Origin of the sequence: Mucilaginibacter sp. (assembly GCF_035492695.1) — a bacterium.
GTDB lineage: Bacteria > Bacteroidota > Bacteroidia > Sphingobacteriales > Sphingobacteriaceae > Mucilaginibacter.
This window is the reverse complement of sequence record NZ_DATJJC010000007.1, coordinates 136887-156997: the sequence shown is the minus strand read 5'-3', so window position 1 is coordinate 156997 and position 20111 is coordinate 136887. Positions and strand designations below refer to the sequence as shown.

The 20111-nt window shown below is 44.8% G+C and carries 17 protein-coding genes; 5 read left to right on the top strand and 12 right to left on the bottom strand.

Features of this window, described 5'->3' with window-relative positions; genetic code table 11:
- Positions 1–29: 29 nt before the first annotated feature.
- From VL525_RS04885 to VL525_RS04870, 4 genes are all read right to left on the bottom strand, one after another.
- Positions 30–1544: a glycoside hydrolase family 32 protein gene (locus VL525_RS04885; protein ID WP_325383954.1), complete on the bottom strand. Its 1515-nt coding sequence runs from the start codon at positions 1542–1544 to the stop codon at positions 30–32.
- A gap of 1 nt (position 1545) precedes the next feature.
- A complete protein-coding gene (locus VL525_RS04880; RefSeq protein WP_325383952.1) occupies positions 1546–2916 on the bottom strand; it encodes a sugar porter family MFS transporter in 1371 nt (456 codons plus the stop codon).
- 132 nt (positions 2917–3048) lie between these two features.
- Complete coding sequence (locus tag VL525_RS04875; RefSeq protein WP_325383950.1) at positions 3049–3687, bottom strand: flavin reductase family protein; 639 nt, start codon at positions 3685–3687, stop codon at positions 3049–3051.
- Positions 3688–3818: 131 nt separating this feature from the next.
- Positions 3819–4112 (bottom strand): antibiotic biosynthesis monooxygenase, encoded by a 294-nt coding sequence (locus tag VL525_RS04870; protein WP_325383948.1) that lies wholly within the window; start codon positions 4110–4112, stop codon positions 3819–3821.
- A gap of 132 nt (positions 4113–4244) precedes the next feature.
- Here VL525_RS04870 and VL525_RS04865 point away from each other — a divergent pair, with 132 nt between their 5' ends.
- Positions 4245–4766 (top strand): hypothetical protein, encoded by a 522-nt coding sequence (locus tag VL525_RS04865; RefSeq protein ID WP_325383946.1) that lies wholly within the window; start codon positions 4245–4247, stop codon positions 4764–4766.
- Positions 4767–4912: 146 nt separating this feature from the next.
- On the top strand, positions 4913–5431 hold the full coding sequence (locus VL525_RS04860) for a hypothetical protein (RefSeq protein WP_325383944.1): 519 nt from the start codon (positions 4913–4915) through the stop codon (positions 5429–5431).
- A gap of 11 nt (positions 5432–5442) precedes the next feature.
- Here the strand turns inward: VL525_RS04860 and VL525_RS04855 are convergent, their stop codons facing one another.
- Positions 5443–6531, bottom strand: coding sequence for a DUF3810 domain-containing protein (locus VL525_RS04855; protein WP_325383942.1), 1089 nt, complete (start codon positions 6529–6531; stop codon positions 5443–5445).
- 137 nt (positions 6532–6668) lie between these two features.
- Positions 6669–7187 carry a DUF2911 domain-containing protein gene (locus VL525_RS04850; protein ID WP_325383940.1) on the bottom strand — a complete coding sequence of 173 codons (519 nt, stop codon included), beginning with the start codon at positions 7185–7187 and terminating at the stop codon, positions 6669–6671.
- Positions 7188–7698: 511 nt separating this feature from the next.
- Here VL525_RS04850 and VL525_RS04845 point away from each other — a divergent pair.
- Both VL525_RS04845 and VL525_RS04840 read left to right on the top strand, forming a co-directional pair.
- Positions 7699–8115 (top strand): response regulator, encoded by a 417-nt coding sequence (locus tag VL525_RS04845; protein WP_325383938.1) that lies wholly within the window; start codon positions 7699–7701, stop codon positions 8113–8115.
- Positions 8116–8247: 132 nt separating this feature from the next.
- Positions 8248–9894: an ArnT family glycosyltransferase gene (locus VL525_RS04840; protein ID WP_325383936.1), complete on the top strand. Its 1647-nt coding sequence runs from the start codon at positions 8248–8250 to the stop codon at positions 9892–9894.
- A gap of 3 nt (positions 9895–9897) precedes the next feature.
- Here the strand turns inward: VL525_RS04840 and VL525_RS04835 are convergent, their stop codons facing one another.
- Positions 9898–10566 (bottom strand): cytochrome b/b6 domain-containing protein, encoded by a 669-nt coding sequence (locus VL525_RS04835; protein ID WP_325383934.1) that lies wholly within the window; start codon positions 10564–10566, stop codon positions 9898–9900.
- Between the two features lie 174 nt (positions 10567–10740).
- Here VL525_RS04835 and VL525_RS04830 point away from each other — a divergent pair, with 174 nt between their 5' ends.
- Positions 10741–11505, top strand: coding sequence for a hypothetical protein (locus VL525_RS04830; protein ID WP_325383932.1), 765 nt, complete (start codon positions 10741–10743; stop codon positions 11503–11505).
- Positions 11506–11619: 114 nt separating this feature from the next.
- Here the strand turns inward: VL525_RS04830 and VL525_RS04825 are convergent, their stop codons facing one another.
- The 5 genes from VL525_RS04825 to VL525_RS04805 form a co-directional block, all read right to left on the bottom strand.
- Positions 11620–14379, bottom strand: a complete 2760-nt coding sequence (locus VL525_RS04825; RefSeq protein WP_325383930.1) for a TonB-dependent receptor plug domain-containing protein — start codon at positions 14377–14379, stop codon at positions 11620–11622.
- A gap of 215 nt (positions 14380–14594) precedes the next feature.
- Positions 14595–14837, bottom strand: coding sequence for a hypothetical protein (locus VL525_RS04820; protein WP_325383928.1), 243 nt, complete (start codon positions 14835–14837; stop codon positions 14595–14597).
- An 88-nt stretch (positions 14838–14925) separates the two neighbouring features.
- Complete coding sequence (locus tag VL525_RS04815) at positions 14926–17451, bottom strand: outer membrane beta-barrel family protein (protein ID WP_325383926.1); 2526 nt, start codon at positions 17449–17451, stop codon at positions 14926–14928.
- Positions 17452–17540: 89 nt separating this feature from the next.
- Positions 17541–17975 carry an EamA family transporter gene (locus VL525_RS04810; protein WP_325383924.1) on the bottom strand — a complete coding sequence of 145 codons (435 nt, stop codon included), beginning with the start codon at positions 17973–17975 and terminating at the stop codon, positions 17541–17543.
- 57 nt (positions 17976–18032) lie between these two features.
- A complete protein-coding gene (locus VL525_RS04805; RefSeq protein ID WP_325383922.1) occupies positions 18033–19988 on the bottom strand; it encodes a PAS domain-containing sensor histidine kinase in 1956 nt (651 codons plus the stop codon).
- Positions 19989–20111 lie beyond the last annotated feature (123 nt).

Below are 20111 nucleotides of genomic sequence, written 5' to 3'. Positions count from 1 at the left end.
GGACACGCGAGGGTCCGGCTTTTTTTGTTTTACGGCCAGATGCTTTTCAACTGAGCATAGGAGATCGAACTTGCAGAAAACCCGTCGGCAGAGCTAACAGAAATATTATTCAGCGGTTTTTTAGGGAAAAATATCGAGGTCATAACCGTCAACCCTTTATCGGCAAATAACTCCACGGATGCTGCATCAACAACCAGGGTCATATCTGTTCCGGCTGCGCTGCCTATGCGTTTTACGGCAAAGCGTTTAGCGAAATCATTGTTGAATCCTGATTCGCCTGCGTGGGTTCGGTCGATGAACCATGAATTTTCTTTTTCATCAAACCCGATAAGCAGTTTATCCCCTGCCCCGTTTGATAAGGTGATTGAAAAACCTTTTAACTGTTTAGCTGATAGGCTAAGCTGGAACTGGTTGTCCGACCGGTTAAGTATCTTAGTAAGGTTAACCTCGCCCTTTACAGCCATAGCTGGCAGGCTTTTGGTCTCGTCTTTCAGGCCACCTAATTCTTTTACCGGCTGCGAGGCTAAATAATAAGCCGTATCAACCTTAACTAATTTTAAATCGCGCGGAATGGTCATGGCGCTGCGCCAGGCTTTGGTAGGTACCGTAGTGGCATAGTTCCAATTGCTCATCCATCCTAAAAATATACGGCGGTTACCCGTGTTGCTCCAGGTAACGCCGGCATATTCGTCGGTACCCTGGTCGGCCCAGCGGGTATCGGTGTTATTGGGTTTGAAAGTTTTCCCATCAAAATCGCCGGTAAAATATTGCGTAGCCGAACCGCCCTGGGGGCCGCCCGGATTTATATTAACGATAAGCACCCACATCTTTTTACCATCGGCAGCTGTCATCGGGAACAGGTCGGGGCATTCCCAAACACCGCCGTGTGCGCCAAGGGTCTCGCCAAACTCGCTTTCTTTGGTCCAGTCTTTTAAATTTGGTGACGAATAAAAAGTGATCCTGTCCTTAGTGGCTAAGGTCATTATCCATTTTTTTCCGGGCGCATACCAGCTCACTTTTGGGTCGCGAAAATCGCTGATGCCCGGATTCTTAAGGACGGGGTTATGAGCGTATTTCTGCCAGGTATTACCGCCATCGTTACTGTAAGCCATGCTCTCGTTCTCGGTATCGTTCTTGCCATCTTTCTCCTTTGCCTGATCGTGGTGGGTAAAAATGGCTATCAGCGGCGGCCGGCCGTTTTTACCAAGTCCGCTGGTGTTATTGATATCCACCACGGCGCTGCCGGAAAATATCAGCCCAAGGCTATCGGGATACAAGGCTATCGGCTTGTTATTCCAATGAACAAGATCGGTACTGGTGGCATGGCCCCAATGCATGGGCCCCCAAACGGTTGCCTTTGGGTAATACTGATAGAAAAGGTGATAAACCCCTTTATAATAAACAAGCCCGTTCGGGTCATTCATCCAATGCGCGGCAGGCGAAAAGTGTATCTGGGGGCGGTACTGCTCGTGGTACGTCTTTTGCCCGAAGGCCGACGAGGTAGTTATTAAAACAGTAAAGAAAAAAATAGCCTTTTTTATCATATCAGTGCATACTTAAAGTGCGCTCCATATTTTCCAGCGATTTACCCTTTGTTTCGGGCATCAGTTTCCAAACAAATAGCAACTGCAATATCATCATTCCGCAGAAAAACATAAATATATACTGTCCTTCGACATGTGTTCTTACGGCAGGGAACAAAAACGTAATAATGGTAGCCAGTGTCCAGTGGGTAAAGCTGCCAAGCGACTGCCCTTTGGCCCGTACCTGGTTTGGAAAAATTTCGGAAAGGAATACCCATATAACTGCACCCTGCGATACGGCAAAAAACGCTATGTATGCCATCAAAAGCCATATGATATATCCCCCGTCGGTATTATTAACTACCCCATTTGCACCCGCGACGGCTGCATGGCTTTCCTGCAAATGGAAACAATAAGATACCAGCCCCAACGCTGCAATGAGGCCGAATGAGCCGATCATCATCAATTTGCGCCGCCCTGCCCTATCGATCAAAAATATAGCGAGCATGGTGAAGGCAAAATTGACCAGCCCGAGATAGAAGGACGCCGAGAAAGAATCGCTTTTATCAAATCCGGCAAGGGTGAAAATGCTCGGTGCAAAATAAAGTATGGCATTAATACCTGATACCTGGTTGAAGAAGGCTATAAGGAATGCCAGCCAGGCTAACTTACTGTAGCGCTTTGAAAATAATTTTTCGCTGGATGAATCTTTAACTTCCCGGTTCTTGCTGTTGACAATGTTTTCCATGTCCTGCTCGTAACCGTCGGCATTCATTAATTGCAGCGTCTTTTTAGCCTCATCGTATTTAGACTTATGCAGGATGAGCCAGCGTGGGCTTTCAGGAACAAACTTGAGCAATATTAAATATAGTAACGACGGAACAGCCATTACAGCCAGCATAAGCCGCCACGAGCCATGGTAGGACGTTACAATGATATAGTTAGAAAGCAGGGAAACCACGATACCTAAAACAATATTGAATTGAAACAATATCACCAGGCGGCCCCTGAAGGATGCGGGAGATATTTCCGAAATATAAATTGGCGCAATAACCGACGACGCGCCGATACCCAGCCCACCAATAAATCGCAGCACAACAAACAAATACCAGTTGTTGACGAATGCAGTACCGAGCGACGTGACCAGGAAAATGACAGCAACGATCATCAAAGCGGCTTTCCGGCCAAGTTTTTCCGCAGGCATACGTCCGGCAAAGGCGCCGGTCATGGTACCAACCAGGGCGATAGCAATAGTAAAGCCATGCTGGAAATCGCCCAGCTGCCAGAATTTCTGTATTGCCTGCTCAGCGCCGGATACAACAACGGTATCAAAGCCGAACAGAAATCCGCCGAGGGCCGTAATAACAGCCCAAAAAATTACTTTCCGATTCATAAAAGGTTTATAAGAGGTTGAAAGGTAAATATAATTTTTTTGCCCGTAAGTATATGCCCGGAGAGAAAATAGAAAAAACAAAAAACCGGCTGCTTTATATACCCGGTTTTTTTTAAAAGAATTTTGTCATCATCAATTACCGTGTGCCCGGTCCATATCAACGGAGTGATAGAGCGCTTCGGGTATCTGGGCCAGGGTCGATTCGTGCACCTGGGCGCCCAGTCCGTAAAACTGTTGAAAGCTCATGATAAGCGGCCTCCATTTATCCGGGTCGACCCGGTTTGGAGCGCCATCCATTAATATCGATTCCTCTGCATGGACCCGTTGTATGCGGAGTTCTATGGTGAGCAGCCTTCCACGCTGCACGTCGTCAGTCTCAGCAAGGCTATGCACAGCTTCAACAACCGCTTCCAATTGCACCGGGCATTCGTTTACGCGCGGTGCGGCTACGATATGAGAACCGACCGGTGTAAGTCCGGCGGTTCCGAATTTATCAGCCTCAAACCGGTAGCCCTTAAGTAGTTTGCCCTGGGGCACAGGATTTGTCCCGGTAGTACGCGCCAGTTTGTTAACAGCAGCTACCTGGCCGGCCGACGGCAGGTTAAGTACGCACTGCCGGGTGCGCAGCATGTTTTCAGTTGTTTTGGAAAATGCGGATATGCCGATCACACAACGCCATCCGAGCCAAAAAACAGATGATATCGGGGCAAGATTGAAGGTTCCATCTTCATTACAGGTACTGATAAGAACAACGGGGGTTCCGAAGTACAAAATTTCAGGTTTGCTAACTTTGTGCATATTGATGGCGAATTAATTATATCACAAAATTATGCCCTTGAGCAAAGCCCGAAAACCCGGTTCTTGCGGAATATCTTCACGCAATAACCGGGTTTACTGGTCCGTTATTTCGCTGCCAGGACAGTCAGCTTTTCAATTACCGGCGGCGAGGCCAATAACCTATCGGCATTGGCCATCAAAGCCGCTGCGATGGGGCCGCTTAGATGTGCCTCACGCCCCTCTTCGGCTTCGAATGTATCGAATATCCCAAAGGTCGATTCGCCTATCTGCCATGCATACCACGTAACTGTACCTGGTTCCGATTGGGCCAGCGGCAGCGCACTTTTTAAAAAATTGGCTACTTCCTGTTCCATGCCGGGCTTTGCCTCCAGCCTGGCTAATAATGCTACTTGTATCATATAATTAAGTTTTTTTGCGGTTTTTCCAAAACTACAAACCAAATTGAAACCCCATTGTCATTTTTTGTTTGAAGGTTTAATTCCGTAAAAACAATTAAGCCTGTTAAGTTTTATATAGAAAAACTTAACGCCATGAAATATGCTTTTCTGCTCGGCTCCAACTTGTTTGTTGTTCCGGGCAATACCATTAACTTTACAGATAACGAAGGCGCTCACCGTTTTCTCAGGATCCTTTCCGTTAATCAGCCAACACCTCCCGATCAGCCCCGCTCAGTATTGACCATCGATGCCGATATAAAAGATAACAAGGGCAACGAAATACATTTGATAGCCAATAAACCAGAAGTTGCACCGCCTTACGACATATTGGAACAGACTGACCGTGTAATTGTTACCCTGCCAAATGGCAACACCGTTTTGGATGTTCACCAGTTGGATGATCATGCAGCACGAAATCTCGAACACAATATCGTGGCTGAAATTGAGGTAAATGCGCCGGTTGCTGTTATCCGTGTCCGCGGCGACTTTATAGTAGGCGACCTCCATATCGAGATCGATAACGAAAAATTGTTCCTGGGCGAAGATTCGTACGCTAACTCAGTTTTGGCTGGAAGTGACGAGCTTAGTTTCTCGCATTCCGGCGTGATGATTTAACAGGCAGGCATGCGTTATTGTACTGGTAATTAAATACTTTAGCTAAAAGAAGCTTTTTTGTAAAAAAATTATCACAGAACTTAAAACATTCCCAAAACTTTTAAGTTATCTATTCAATCTACCAGATTTAAATTAACGCAGCAAGTATGAAATTAGCATTCCTGTTTGGGTCGAATGTGTTTATTATCCCCAATAATATTATCAGTTACGTTGATAACGATCAAACCAATATATTTTTGAAGATCCGGTCGATCTTTAGGAAGAACACGGCACAATCTGCGCTAATGATCGACGCCGACCTGAAAGATACCGAAGGACGGGGTTTAACAATCCATGATAACGAGATCGTTTCGTCGTTTGGGTATAAGGTTTCCAAAACCCCTGACCGTATTTTGGCAAAAGGACTAAAAAACGATACGGTATTTGATATACAACAGCTCGACAGTGAATCAGCTACACAGCTTGACCGTAATATACTTGCCGAATTACGGGCTCATTCGCCCGATGCGGTTCTGCGTATCAGCGGCGATTTTATGATGGGTAAAATGCACGTTGCTGTAAACAATGACCGGTTATCGATAGGCCGCGATTCATATTACGCAAGCGAAGCAAGGGCAGGTGTTAATGAATTGACATTTACCCCTTCGGGCCTGGTTGTGGCTTAAACGGCCGATTATTATAACTGGTGTTTTTTTCGATAGGCTAAAACCAATAACACCATGCGATTGTAGGTTTTGAGTCCCTGCGGCTGGTTATTGGCTTTCAGGAAATTATCGTAAAAAAAGCTACTGACGGTTTCAAGCTTGCCTTCGTACAACATCCAATAATCCCGTTCTGTTTTAAAGTCATTGAGCACCACGGGCGAAATACGCTTTCGCAATTCTTTTCGTGCCAGGCTATCCTGCGATCTTAGCGTATACATAAACTCCTGCACACCGAGGTAATAAGCAGAATAACGAAAAAAATTATCTCCCGACCGCGTAGCGGCTATAAAACCTATAAAATTGGCTTCGTCCTCCGGTCCATAGCCCATTTGATGCGAAAGTTCGTGGCAAGCCACAAAGGGGCGGACAAATGAAGGCATTTCATAATTCATCTGCGATTCTGACGTAAAAGGGTTATAATAGCCTGACGTGCCGAGGTAATTTAGCAGGGGCGAAATAAGGGACGACTTTATTTCGGGATCATACACCCTGAAATTCGGAGAGCCGTCGTCCAATTGCTTCACTGCCCTTATGGCTGTTTGATAAATGCTTGCGTTAGTGCGGTCCAAATCGGCATGGCTCACCCTCTCTCGACAGGCGTTGGCGCTGTCTATCAGCATAGCGGTAACGGCTTTCAGGTCGGCAAGAGTGTAGGTGCTATCTTGCAGCCCTAAGCGCTCGCCCGCCGACGGCCGATAATAATTCATTCCCCACAAAAGGTAGAATGCGGCAATAGCTGATTGTATACCTATCGTTATCCCAAAAACATAGATCGCAGCAAGCTTCCAACTACGTTTGAGCAGCATCCTCACCAGCTTAACGAACGCATAAATGAGGTAGACAACCGCGGCTATATAAATAACATCGCCAACACTGAACGGGACGAGATTGAATACAGGGTGAAAAACATGGCAAATAAAAGGGTACACACCCCGCGAATAATACCGCTCGACGGCGGATGGATGATCCTCAAGCAGTGTGATCAAAAAGATCAAAATGGCAAGAACAGCAATCGTAGCGAGCCGGGCGTTAACAGGGTGTTTCTTAAAAGGGTTAGCCATTATCAAAGCAAATATAACAGATGGCAGGGAACACGGTGCTGGTTTATTATAACGTTCTTATCTGCTAAACACATAACAGCATTACAAAAAAGCCCCCCGGTAAAACCGGAGGGCCTGATCTTTTTGATGCGTTGACGTTATTGAACCGCAACAGGCACCTCTACATCTCCCCAAAGGAATGTAAAGCCTTTTGGCGTGATCTTAAAGGTCATGCGCTCGTTCATCGCTGGCGATTTCATTGCTTTGGCCATAACCGTCAATACATCTTTCGATGCGTCATCGTTAGCAGATCCATCCATTTTGATGCCCCACTTGCCGGTTACCGAATTGAAGATAAATTTCCACTCTGTTTCCCCGGGTACCGAGAACAAGCTGTATTTGCCGGCCGGCAAAGTTTTACCACCTATTTTAAGCGCCTTGCTGGTCTCAAAAGTGGTCATTTCGTTTGCGCCTGTGCGCCAAATTTTTCCGTATGGGGCAATTTCTCCCCCAATTTTCCTGCCTTTCACAGCAGGGCTTCCAAACGCGATTTTAACGGTTGCGCCGGCAATTGTACCGCTAACACTATCGCGTGGGCTCGCTATGGGCTTTTTTTGTGCGAAAACCGCTGTTGAGGCCATAAAAACAACGGCAAATAGAAGATTTAACTTTCTCATAGTTTTTTGTTATTGATTTGAGTATAAATATAAGGCGAAAATTCTATTGATTGAAACATGTAAAAGTCACCTTTCTATCGTGAGGCAGGAAGTTTATATAACATTTCCCTTAATGTTAAAAACCAAAACCTTATGGGTTTGTTTTATTAGAAAATCACATTGCAGTTAGGAATAGCCGAAAGGTTAAACAATTGTTGTGAGTTTGGCTCCCCTGCCCAGGCCGGGGGGCTTTTTTATTGATAACAAGTTTGTTACAAACCCAATCGGCTTGTTTAATGGCATGATGCTTGGTTAATTCTTTACACAAAGAATTGAATTTTGATGCAATAACAGATAGGTGGTGTGGGACATTATTAAACTGAAATAGTCTGTAATGAGCATTCAAACAAGATGTTGAAAAATTAAGGGGCGATTTAGCCGATAGTTATTCACACTAACATTCTTTGGAATACGATTTGCATTTGATTTAAAAAGTATTTTTAGAAATAACCCAACCAACCAAACCACTGTTATGTCAAAACTTATCATAATTGACGACGACCCGATCCATCACAAGATCGTTCAATACATGCTTACGAAAAATGAGCTGTCGAAAGAGACCACCTACACTTTTGACGGAAAGCTTGTACTCGACTACCTGGAGGAGAACCGGACGAAGATAACTGCTTTGCCCGATTATATTTTTCTTGATCTGTATATGCCTGACAATAGCGGGTGGGATTTCCTGAATCGCTTCCAGGAAATATACAAAACATTGAAAAAGGAGATCAAGATATACATTGTGTCCTCATCGATATTCCAGATGGACATCAACCGTTCTAAAAGTTATCCTTTTGTAACCTCGTATATTACCAAACCGCTGATCAAAAGTGTTTTTGAAAATATCAGGGGGCGTTCGCTAAAGATCACCGGGGCGCAGTTAAATTAACTAGACCGTATCACATAATATTCGGGCCATTTCGATGCTGAAAAACAGTACCGGGATGGCCTGAACTGTTTAGGCCGGCGGTAATTTGACCGGCCGTTTGCATTTACCGCTAAACTTGCTTTGTTTTGGGCGATGAAAGATAACCACAGGCAACTATACCTCCTGCTTTTTGTTTTGGCGCTTGTGGTCAATTTTTCAGGTATCAACCTGGATTTCTTTACTGACGACCCGGGCCTATATGCTTCCATCTCCAAAAACCTAATTTACAGGCATCAATTTTTTGAACTTTTTACCTATAACCAGGATTGGCTGGATAAGCCACACTTCCCGTTTTGGATGGTGATGGTGAGCTTTAAGCTGTTCGGTATATCGGTTTGGGCATACCGGCTCCCGGCATTGCTTTTCTTCCTGCTGGGATTACGATATACCTGGCTTTTCAGCAAAAAGTATTACGGTGTTGAAACAGCATGGATCGCTGTACTGATAGTGTCAACCGCCCAGCACCTGGTGATGTCAAATACGGATGTGCGGGCCGAGCCTTATCTTTTGGCATTGGTCATCGGCAGCATCTATCATATCAGCAAACTCGACAAACGCTTTACTATAACTGATATGCTATTGGCCGCCCTGCTTACCGCCTGCGCCATCATGACCAAGGGGATATTTGTTATTGTGCCTATTTATGGCGCGTTGTGCCTGCAGTTGCTTTTTCAAGGCCGATTGCGGGAACTTTTCAGCCTAAAATGGGTCGGTTTGGTAACTTTCTCGGCTGTTTTTGTCCTGCCCGAGCTATATGCTTTGTATATTCAGTTCGATTTCCATCCTGAAAAAACGGTTTTCGGGCGGCACCATGTATCCGGTATCAAATGGTTCTTTTGGGACAGCCAATTCGGGCGTTTTGTAAATAACGGGCCCATTACGCGGCAGTCGGGCGATGTGTTCTTTTATCTGCATACACTGCTCTGGGCATTTGCTCCCTGGTGTTTGGTATTTTATTACGCTGTATATCAAGGCATTAAACAAATAGTTCAGCGGAAACCATTAGCCGAATATTATAGTATTGGCGGCGGATTATTATTGCTTCTCCTATTTTCTTTGTCACGTTTCCAATTACCTTTTTATACCAATACCGTCTTCCCGTTATTTGCCATCATGATGGCGCCCTATTGTTTAAAACAGCTAAGCGTATTTGGCAGCTATTGCCGAAGTTTTGGTCTTTCCATTTATATCCTGTTGCTCCCGGTGGCCGTATTGACGATCCATTATTTTTCAGAGCCGGGTCACACAGCTTATCTGGTAACAGATTGTTTAGTTTTTGCGATCGTGGCGTTCATGATCGTTAAAACAAGCACCCAGCCGGCAAGGTTGTTTTTCCTGGCATGCGCCGCGTCGCTGTTTGCGAACTTTTACCTGAACACGGTTTTTTATAAGCTGGTCATCAGTTATAGGGGGCAGATAAAAGCCGCAGATTACGTTAATCAAAAGAGCATTGAAAAGTACCATTTGTACAACCTGAGCGCCGAGAACAATGTGTACCAATTTTACACACAAAGGCAGGTAAACTATCTTCCGCCCGAAGATTTTAAAGCGATATATCCGCCAGGTCCTACATTATTCTTTGCCAATCAAAAAACTGTGGACTCGTTGAAAGTATGGCATATAAGTTACAAAACAATAAAAGCCTTCCCTAACTATCGAACTGAAAGTATCTACCCGGAATTCATCAATAAAAAAACAAGAAAAAACACAATAGACAGCGTTTACCTTATTAGCAAATGATCGCTACCTGGCCCCTCCCCCGTTGATCATATCCGAAACAATGCCTTTACTGTCCTTCCTTTCGGCAAGGTATACCCCGGCAATGTGTACCACGATAAAGGCCAGTACCAGGTACATACAAAATCCATGTATCTCCTTAATAAAATGCAGTTTTTTTATCGCAGGCACGTCGTCGCCAAAAGCAAGGGTCAGGCCGGTAACCGCCATGATGACCAACACCAGGTAAAACGTGGCATATAGCGATTTTACAATCAGTTCGTGCCGGGCTATTAATTTATCCTTACCGCCTTTAAACCGGCGGTATGCTGTTTTGATGTTCGAAATAAGCTTCTGATCGGTAAGTTGGAAAAACTCAGCAATAAACCGGAACAATAGCAGGGCAGCAAGGCAGTAGCCAAAATAAATGTGGTAGTCCCATACCCTGTCGCGCAAACCACCGACTATGGACCGTCCCTGCTGTTCGGTGATCGTTGTGCCCGACTTTTTCAGTTGGTCCTGTATAAACATCAGGGTGGGCCAGCCGCTTAGCACAGTTGAGTTGACAAGGACGGTAAGCAGCGAACCAGTGATAACCGTTGCATTGGCCCAATGCCAGAAACGTAACGACGATGAATATTTCTTAATTTTCTGCGGATTCTCAATATCCCTTAATGATGGTTCGATACCGGCCATATATTGTATAAATTGTTCGATCTTAAAGCTATTTGAAAAATTTGGATTAAATCTGGATTCTTAAAAATAGTTATTTACCGGCGGCGTTTCAGAATTCGAACAGAATTAAGTCATAGCTTTATTACAAGATTTCTGAGCCTTTTCTTTTAGTTTTGACTTGATAACGACGTATCTATGCTGAAAAAATTACTCCTGATAACTTTGCTCCTGGCCGTTTTTGGCAAACTTAAGGCACAAGACAATTACGAAATACAGGTTTACGGTTCGGAAACCGTGGAAAAAGGACATACCATGCTGGAACTACACAGCAATTATACTTTTAACGGCACCAAGACGGTAACCGACGGCGAGTTTCCGACCAACCATATTTTACATGAAACCATAGAAATAACCCATGGCTGGACGCCCTGGTTCGAGACGGGTTTCTACATATTTAATGCAATAGGCAGCGATGGCAGGACCAATTACGTAGGTTCGCACATTCGCCCAAGGGTAGCCGCGCCCGAAGATTGGAAATGGCCGGTTGGCGTAAGTATCTCTTTTGAATTTGGCTTTCAGAAGAAAGAATATTCGGCTAATACTTCGACACTCGAGATACGGCCTATAGTGGATAAAAAGTGGGGCAAGTTCTACATGGCGTTCAATCCTACCCTGGAACAAAGTTTTGTGGGGCCCGATGCCCATGCAGGCATGATATTTTCGCCTAATCTGAAGGGCAGTTATGATGTATCGAAAGTAGTGGCGCTTGGTTTTGAATATTATGGCAGCACAGGGCCGTTCTTTCACTACTACACCCTGCAACAACAGGAGCACCAGCTTTTTGCCGCTGTCGACCTTACTACCAGCCCTAACTGGGAATTTAACGGGGGTTTCGGCTTTGGGCTTACCAATAGTACAGACAAGTCGATAGTGAAGATCATTATCGGCAGGAGATTTTGAGGTTGTTCAACTCCACTTACGATAGGCTTCGAAATTTGAATTATACAACAAAAGCCGGCTAAATTAAACCGGCTTTCTGAAAAATATAATTAACTCAAATCAACTAATTGTCTTTTATTCTACATTATAGCGGTACACCTGCCAGCCTACATTCCCGTTAGCATCTATACCCTCTACAATCACACGTTTGCTGCCGCGTCCATCTGAGTTATAAAACTGGAACGTTGCAGCGCCATTACTATCCGTCGCGATATTAGGATTCCAATAAAGGGTGCTCCGCTGGTCGGGAACGTTGGCAGCAGCCGATGACACATCATATTTAGGCGAATAAAACTCTCTTGCTTTGTAAAAACCATGAGCCTTGAATCGCAGGCTGCCTATGGAAGATGATACAGCGGTCACATCATCGCTTTGCTGACGACTGGTTACTACTATTACGCCCGGCCCGCCGGCGACACCATAAATAGAGGCGTTGGCCCCTTTCAAAACTTCCACTGTTTCGACGTTATGGGGATTGATATTCTCTAAGCTTCCCCCGGGCACACCATCTACAACGATATACATAGCCTGGGTTCCTCCGCCGCCGCCACCTACCACTGCATTGCCACGCAGGGTGGCCACACCATTCTGAAAATCGACGCCGCGAAGCCGCCCGTTTAACGCAGTAATCAAACTGGTTGCATTCTCAAAGGCATCAGCATGTAAAACCTGGTCGGCATGACCGGGGCCGGCAAGGTTTGACGAACGATAATGGTCGTCGTCAGCGCGTTGAACGTTATTATTCTTTACTTTTACAACATTTTGAGCCTCGTATTTATAATCGTTCTGTGCATTCAGGTCAGCACCCGACGAACCTCCCAGTGTATTGATCACCAACACACCTGAACTGCCATTGATACCGTAAGCATCGGCATTTGTACCTTTTAATAGTTGTACTTTGGAGATATTTTGAGTGCTAAGGTTATCCAGTTTCACCAGGCTGCCCCTGATCTTGCCGTCAACAACGATCAGCATCGGGTATTTATTCCCTTTAAGATAGGGTATGCCGGAATTAAAAGTTACGCCATTTAAGTGTTTCGCTAAAGCAGCCGTAAGCGTTGCGGAACTGCTAAGATCGGCGCTGCTAAGTTCCTGGTCAGCGGTAACATTAGCCGGTAATTTGCCTGGTTCCCCAACTTTCTGACCGTGAATATAAGTTTTCATTAATTGCGCCGTGTACTGATCGGTTAAAGGATCCGCTTCTATTTGGGGCTCAGGAGACCCTTTTACAAGAGCAATGACACTTGAATTTTTATCTTTGGTTGATCCGGTCGCCTGCAACGCGAACTGGGTACCTTCGTCAAAATCGATATTGTCGAATCTGAAAGCTCCGGATTTATCGGTTTTTTCGCCCATCATGTTGCCTGTTTTTGCTGTAAGCAGCATCACATCTTTATTTACCAATGGCGCACCGGCCGAATTTTTTTCGATACCTGAAATCGAGAGCGATTTTTCGGGAGCATAAATATACCGTGTTGTATCAGCAGCCAGTTGTTTCCAGTCAAACCGCCGGTACCCTTGTGTAAGCATCAATGCATCAAGGTCCTTGTTTCTTTGCGCGGTATTTTCGACGAAGTAATAATTTGGCTTTTCGATATAACCTTTCAATTCGGAACTTAACAACAGGTAAGATAGAATTGTAGTTTCATCATCGTCGCGGTAAGGCACCTTACTTTCATCAACTACCGCTGCCGATAAAAATCCACCGGCAGCAACGCCCTTGCTTTTGGAAACCAGGTTTACTGTCACCTTTTCCCTGGTTTTATATGAAGGCTTATCGCTGCTGACTGAAAGGTTCAGCATATCTTCATTTTTTAAAAACACCAGCCTTTCGCTTAAAGGTTCGCCATCTTGCGAAAAAAGCGTTATCCGCAATACACCTGATGGAAACTTAGCTTTAGGCAGGTCCATCCCCATTTCCTTATTATCAAGTTTGGTAGTTACCTGGCTAAGCAGGCCGTTAGAATAGATGAGCAGGCTGATGTCTTTGTTCATGTTCTCCTGCAGATAGGCTTTATTGCAAACTATTTCTATCCCAACTTTATCCGTCGTATCAGTAACATGTAAAACAATGCCTTTATCAGCAGCTACAGGTAGAGCAATAGTGCTTTGAGTTCCATTTGCAAAGGCTATTTTTGCTTTGTATGTCTTCCCTGCCTCCGGCTGGATATAGAAAAATCCCATCCCAAGGTCGTTAGAAGAGAATGACGCTACCTGTAAGTTGGCATTATCAACTATTGTCCCCTTTGCCTTCATACCCATGCCATTTGTGCCGATAGCTTTAAACGCCACTTTGGAAATAACAGATGAGATCAATCCTCCCCCTTCCGGGAAAAACTGCATATCAGGGTTAGCGGCCTGGCGCGTGTCAACCTCGCCCGAATTAATGCCATGTGAAGAAGAGATAGCGATGGTTTTATCGAAAAAATACCTTGGTTCGTTTTGCATGTAGCGGGTATAGGCACGTACGCGGTAAGCACCTGCCTTTAGCGTATCCGGTAGAGACAGATCGCCCCAGGCTATGCTGTTGTTAACACGAAGTATGATATTGCTAATAATTATGTTTGACGGATCGATCAGGTCGACATGTAAAATACTGCCTGTTTTAGAAAGTTCGTGCCGCTCGCCGATAGTCATATATGCCTTGAAGTACATCGTATCCCCCGCCGTATAATACGGTTTATCAAATTGCAGGTACGCTCTTTCGGCGATATGACTGGCAGAGTAAGCCTTTAATTTGGATACAATGTTTTGCAAGGCCGGATTGCCCTGGCTAAACGAAACACTGTTGAATACAATTACAAACAAAATAGCGAAGAAACCTATCTTTCTCATGGTATTACAAGGTTGACCTGTTAAAAAAATGATCTAAGGCGTCAAAAAGAGAATGGTTCTCTTTTTAAGTTGCTCAAACAAAAAGTGTATTAGAATTGGCTTAATAAAGCTATAACTAAATTTTTAATTTTCAAAATCATAAATACAGTTATAAGTATAAAATACTGATTATCAGCGATTAAATAAATATGAGCAGGATATTAGTAATTACCAGATCAGTTAGCTGCGTTGAACCATTGTGCCACTTTTTTCAATTGTTCGTCGGTGATCAGTTCAGGGGATTGAAACTGTTGTGCGACAAGTAAAGCCGGAAACCTGATGTTCCCGCCGGACGTTTTAACAATCACTTCATCATCATAAACGGCGTGATCTTTATAATCTCCTATCGAGCTATCGAATTTGGCCAACCTGATCAATAATTCAACAATAGCGTATGTGGGTAAATTGCTTTTGGGCATAAACCCAAAAATACATTAACCAAATAATAAGCAAACATTAATTTTTTGTTAAAGCAACGTAGTTGGTTAACAATAATTAAATATTTAGCTATCGCCTGTTTCCACCGGGATCGGGACTACCGGGCATATTGTCATCCCCGCCATTGTCTGTTCCTTTATCCTTATCCTTTTTGAAATCGAGCTTGCCGAAACGATAACTTAAAGTTACGCCAAACGAACGGAACGGCAATTGGCGTAAATTCGACTGGTAAAAATTGGCCCCTGATGTAGTGGACCGCTGGCTTATATACGGGCTGAACGGATCGGAAGCGGTAAGACCCAAACTTAATTTCTTTTTCATGAATTGCTTGCGTACGGCCACATTGTAAAAGCCAAACGCCGGCCGGTTGCCTTGTATGGTGCGTTCAGACGAGTGATATACACCAAATAGCTCGGCAGTGAAATCATGTGGGAACTGGTAGGTCGCGTTCAGGTTAAGGCGCGACGTAAACCCGTGCACCGTGGGGTTATTAGGGTTTGTATTTATTCTGTTGGCAAGCATTATATTAGAACGTAAAGTAAGCTTGCTGGTTATCTGCACAGAACCAAATAACGAAAGGCCCTCGGTGGTTTGAGTGCCAATATTATAGCGCTGGTTCAAGAATACGTTGTTGTATTGATTTCCGCCGACAGACAAGGTATCGTAAAAGGTGGTGTACGACTGCAGGTCGTTCGTATTATGCCGGTAAAACCCGCCGATATAAAGATCGGCACCTTTATTGAACGTTTTACTGTACCCGAACTCATAATTATGCCCTATCTCAGGCTTTAGGTTGGGATTACCTGTACTGATATTGTGAGGGTCGCTGATATCGTAAAAAGGGTTCAGATCGCGATACTCGGGTCTTTCTATCCTGTAAGTATAGCTTAATTTAAATGATTGCGTTGCGTCTATCTTATGGGACAGCACGGCCGATGGGGCGATAGTATTGTACCCGGGTATGTTCGTGCCGGGAAAATCAGCCGACGTAGAAGTATACTCATCCCGAAGCCCGGCTTTACCGTCTATAAACCCGTTGAATAAGGAGAATGTAGCGGAAAGGTAACCTGCGTAGATTTTCCTGTCATAGTTAAATCCATAAGTTTGATTGGCATTCGGCACGAAAACGTCTCCGGACAAAGTATCGGTGACAACCGTATTGTTAATATTCTCAAAAATCGCTTTGGCCCCGGTCTCCAGTGTAAATGTTTTGCTAAACGGCTGCGTATAATCTATAGAAATATCGGTTTCATGATCCTTGCCGGGGTTGTTGCTTGTTGAACCCGACGAAGGGTATCCGCCATTGAGATAATCCTGCTGCTGAAAAAAGCTGGAATTGTTGTGACCGTAGCTTGATGTATACAGTACATCCAGCTCTTGTCCCTCGGTTTTAAAGGTCTTTTTATAAGAAGCACTATAGTCGAAGTATTTTCCGCTGAACCGGCTGTTCGAATTGCGCTGGCTTAAAACGTCCGAAGCTATGTTGTTATTGGCAATGTCGTATGCTGTCTGCTCCTGGTTGGTAATTCCGTTATTATGGAAGCCAAAATGATTGTACCCGCCCGACACCGTCAGCTGATCTTTAGGAGTAATGTCCCAATTGAAACTGAGGCCCGACTGGAAACCTCCGCGGGTGAAATTGCTGTTGCCATTTTGGACCAGGTGCGTTGAAGTATCCCTTGCTGAATTATACGAAAGGCGGTCGCTGCTGTTAACAGTGGTGCTGTTTATCATCTCGCCACCGTTGAAGAACGCATTTACCCCAAAATTACCCTTACGGACATTTAAATTAAGCGAACCGTTTTCGCGGCGTGTACCGGCCGTCAGGTTAACGCTCCCGTTTACACCCTGTATCTTGTTATCTTTTAAAACAATATTGATGATACCGCCGGTGCCGCCGGCATCGTATTTAGCACCCGGGCTGGTGATCACTTCAATGGTTTTGATCTGGCTGGCCGGTATCGATTGTAAGGCATCGGCCACACTGGCGCCAAAAATACTGGATGGCTTGCCGTTGATGAGGAATTTAATATTTGAATTACCCTGCAACTCGACATTGCCGTCTATATCAACAGATACCTGCGGAACCTTCTGCAACACTTCGGATGCCGAAGCCCCCTGGGCGGTCAGGTCGTTTGTGACGTTGTAGACCATCTTATCGATCTTGTTCTCTACCACGGGCGCCTTGCTTACTATTTCGACCGTTTTCAATTGATTTTGAGCCGATGCAAGCATAATCGAACCCAGTGAAACCGTCGGCGAGCCTTTAGTTATGACAATATTATTGATGGTTTTCTTGCGGTAACCAATAAAATCGACAGTTATACGGTAGCTGCCTGCCCCGATATTATTTATGGTAAATGCGCCATTATCGTCAGTTATAACGCCATTGAAGGGACTTTTGCTATTGGCTTTAAAAACGCTGATAGTTGCGTATGACACCGGGGCTTTCGTTACCGAATCTATTACTTTGCCAGTTACCTGTCCCTTTACTACATCGTCATCAACACGTGAAAGCGCGCTTGCTCCAAAGGAGATGAAAAGGAGTATTAATAAAATTAAAAAATACCTTATTATACAGATCTTATTTCTCATATCTGCGGCGAAATTGCGCAGAAATACTGGATTAAATCTGTAACAGATGTGTTAGTAGTGCGATTGTTACATAACGGCACCCGGATTTGTTAAAGACCGAAATAGTGCCCTGGCAGTATTAAAACAACGGTTCCGCTAATGATGAGCAAGGCCCCGGCCGCCGTTTGCCAGTTCAGCGATTCCTTTAAAAACAGGGCCGAAAGAACGATGGCAAGGGCAACGCTCAGCTTATCAACCGGAGCAACCTGTGATACCTTTCCAATTTGCAGCGCCTTGAAATAAAATATCCATGAAAGCCCGGTCGCACAGCCCGAAAGCGCCAGGAACAGCCAATTGGTTTTGCTAAGGCCGCCAATATTTTCGGCGCTGCCTTTGAACAAGGCTATCCCCCATGCTATGACCAGGATGACTACTGTACGGATAGCGGTTGCCAGATCGCTGTCCATACCTTTGATGCCAACTTTTGCGAATATTGCGGTAAGCGCCGCAAAGAGAGCCGATAGTAATGCATATATCCACCACATAACTTTTAATTATTGAATTAATGAATTATTGATTTATTGCGGAATTTATCCCGCAGATTATTCCGCCATTGGCAATGTAAAACAGAAAGTTGAACCTTCGCCCAATTCGCTGCGTACACCAATTTGACCGCCGTGTTTTTTGACGATCTCCGAACAGATGTAAAGCCCCAGCCCCAATCCCGAATTTTTATATCCGTCGGTATTGCCCTGGTAGTAACGTTCAAACAAGTGCGGTATTTTTTCAGGTGTTATCCCCGGGCCGGTATCTTTTACAGAGATCCTGATCATCTCATTTTCTTTTTCGGCCGAAAGCTGAATTTGCAATGAACCCGGCGCATATTTGATCGCATTATTTACAAGGTTGACGATCACCTGGTCAATCGCGTGTTCATCGGCATACACTTTTAATTTTGTATCGCCTGTTACTACCAGATTGTATTTACCCTCGACCCTTATATGATTGCAGCAATTTTCGAGCAGCTGAGAAATATTAAACTCTGTCTTGTTAAGAGCGAGCTGTGATTCGTTTGCGCGGCTTACATTCAAAAGGTCATCTACAAGGGCGCTTATTTTTTGCATACTTCGTGACGATTGCTCTATCAGGCGGGGTAAAACCTGCGGCGAAGGGCTATCCTTCATTCTTTCGAGTAATTGGAGCGAAGCTTTAAGGCTTGTTATAGGGGTCTTCAGTTCATGGCTTGCTATGCTGATAAAATCGTCCTTTTGTTGCTGCAGTTGCTTAAATTGTGTAATGTCCAGCACAGTACCCAATATTCTGACAGGCTTCCTTGTGCCATCATAATACACCTGGCCCTGTATTCTGATCCAATGCATCGAATTGTCAGGATAACTTACCCTGGCCTCGTAAAATAACTTGCCCGTTTTTAAAGCCTGCTGATGCGCCGCTATCCGTCCGGATTGGTCATCGGGATGAATAACCGCGGCGTAATCTTCCCACGATACAGGTTGCTGAAAACCGAAAATGGTGTCGAGCCGCGGAGAGGTAAGCATCACGCCTTTAATAAGATCAAGATCAAATGTTCCGGTCTCGGCCGCTTCGACGGCCAAACGGGCTCTTTCTTCCATTTCTTCTATATTGCGCCGCGCTACCACCTTGTCTGTAACATCAATAACCAATGCCAAGATCGAATCAACGCGCCCTTTATAAATGATTGGTTCATAAACAAAATCGAGAAAGAATTGCTGATCTATTCCCTGTCGGACAAGCGTCACTTCGGCCTCCCTGGCTTTGAAAGCGACGCCTGTATTTATAACCTGGTTCATTATCGGCGCATAAACTTCAGCTGCTTCGTAAATTGCCTCCCAAATTGTCCGATTCTCCATTTCAGCCCGGGTACGTCCTACCAGTTCAAGGTATGAATCGTTTAGGTCTTCTATCATCAGGTCGTGCGCGCGAATGATGCAAATGCCTACCGGCGCCTGTTTTACCAGGTTTCGGAAACGCATTTCACTGTCGTTCAAGGCGTCATTTGTAACCTGCAGTACTTCCTTAGACTGAACTAATTCCTCGTTGGCTGCATTTAGTTCTTCATTTGCCGAAAAAAGCTCCTCATTGGCTGCCCGCATTTCTTCCTGCAGGGCCTGTTCACGCTGCTGGCTCAAAAAACGTTCGGTAACATCAGTAGCTGTATGGAGTATGCAGTAAGTTTTACCTGCATCATCGGTCATTGCCCGGTACTCAAAATCAAAATAAAAGGTTTCTAATTCGCCGTCGATCAGCAGGTCGGCGGGCGTATCTTTGCCGCTTATCGTTATTCCTTCATCCCATACCTTTTTGAACATACCGAGGAAGGGTTGCCCTTCCAGTTCGGGCAAAGCTTCGCCCAACGGCAGCCCGACGACATCGGAACCCTTACCCCAAATGGCCAGCATGGCGGTGCTTGCGTATCTTATATTAAACTGATCGGTGGTATGAATAGCGACGGCATTTTTGCCCTGCGCCAGCACATTGATAAGCTGATCGTTGGTTAAGGCCGGTTGAGGTTCATTCATAAACACTTAAATAGCGAAGTTTTAAAGTTAAAATAACTTTATAAGCATCAAAAAGTTTTTACGCAGGCTGCGCAAGTCTATTTATTCCTGCAGGTTGTGGAATTTAACATAATTCAAAATGTA

What these genes read in the sequence shown, in the direction of transcription:
- VL525_RS04885 (WP_325383954.1), bottom strand. Translation starts at nt 1,544, where the DNA reads ATGATAAAAAAGGCTATTTTTTTCTTTACTGTTTTAATAACTACCTCG.
- VL525_RS04880 (WP_325383952.1), bottom strand. Translation starts at nt 2,916, where the DNA reads ATGAATCGGAAAGTAATTTTTTGGGCTGTTATTACGGCCCTCGGCGGA.
- VL525_RS04870 (WP_325383948.1), bottom strand. Translation starts at nt 4,112, where the DNA reads ATGATACAAGTAGCATTATTAGCCAGGCTGGAGGCAAAGCCCGGCATG.
- VL525_RS04865 (WP_325383946.1), top strand. Translation starts at nt 4,245, where the DNA reads ATGAAATATGCTTTTCTGCTCGGCTCCAACTTGTTTGTTGTTCCGGGC.
- VL525_RS04860 (WP_325383944.1), top strand. Translation starts at nt 4,913, where the DNA reads ATGAAATTAGCATTCCTGTTTGGGTCGAATGTGTTTATTATCCCCAAT.
- VL525_RS04855 (WP_325383942.1), bottom strand. Translation starts at nt 6,531, where the DNA reads ATGGCTAACCCTTTTAAGAAACACCCTGTTAACGCCCGGCTCGCTACG.
- VL525_RS04850 (WP_325383940.1), bottom strand. Translation starts at nt 7,187, where the DNA reads ATGAGAAAGTTAAATCTTCTATTTGCCGTTGTTTTTATGGCCTCAACA.
- VL525_RS04845 (WP_325383938.1), top strand. Translation starts at nt 7,699, where the DNA reads ATGTCAAAACTTATCATAATTGACGACGACCCGATCCATCACAAGATC.
- VL525_RS04840 (WP_325383936.1), top strand. Translation starts at nt 8,248, where the DNA reads ATGAAAGATAACCACAGGCAACTATACCTCCTGCTTTTTGTTTTGGCG.
- VL525_RS04835 (WP_325383934.1), bottom strand. Translation starts at nt 10,566, where the DNA reads ATGGCCGGTATCGAACCATCATTAAGGGATATTGAGAATCCGCAGAAA.
- VL525_RS04830 (WP_325383932.1), top strand. Translation starts at nt 10,741, where the DNA reads ATGCTGAAAAAATTACTCCTGATAACTTTGCTCCTGGCCGTTTTTGGC.
- VL525_RS04825 (WP_325383930.1), bottom strand. Translation starts at nt 14,379, where the DNA reads ATGAGAAAGATAGGTTTCTTCGCTATTTTGTTTGTAATTGTATTCAAC.
- VL525_RS04820 (WP_325383928.1), bottom strand. Translation starts at nt 14,837, where the DNA reads ATGCCCAAAAGCAATTTACCCACATACGCTATTGTTGAATTATTGATC.
- VL525_RS04815 (WP_325383926.1), bottom strand. Translation starts at nt 17,451, where the DNA reads ATGAGAAATAAGATCTGTATAATAAGGTATTTTTTAATTTTATTAATA.
- VL525_RS04810 (WP_325383924.1), bottom strand. Translation starts at nt 17,975, where the DNA reads ATGTGGTGGATATATGCATTACTATCGGCTCTCTTTGCGGCGCTTACC.
- VL525_RS04805 (WP_325383922.1), bottom strand. Translation starts at nt 19,988, where the DNA reads ATGAATGAACCTCAACCGGCCTTAACCAACGATCAGCTTATCAATGTG.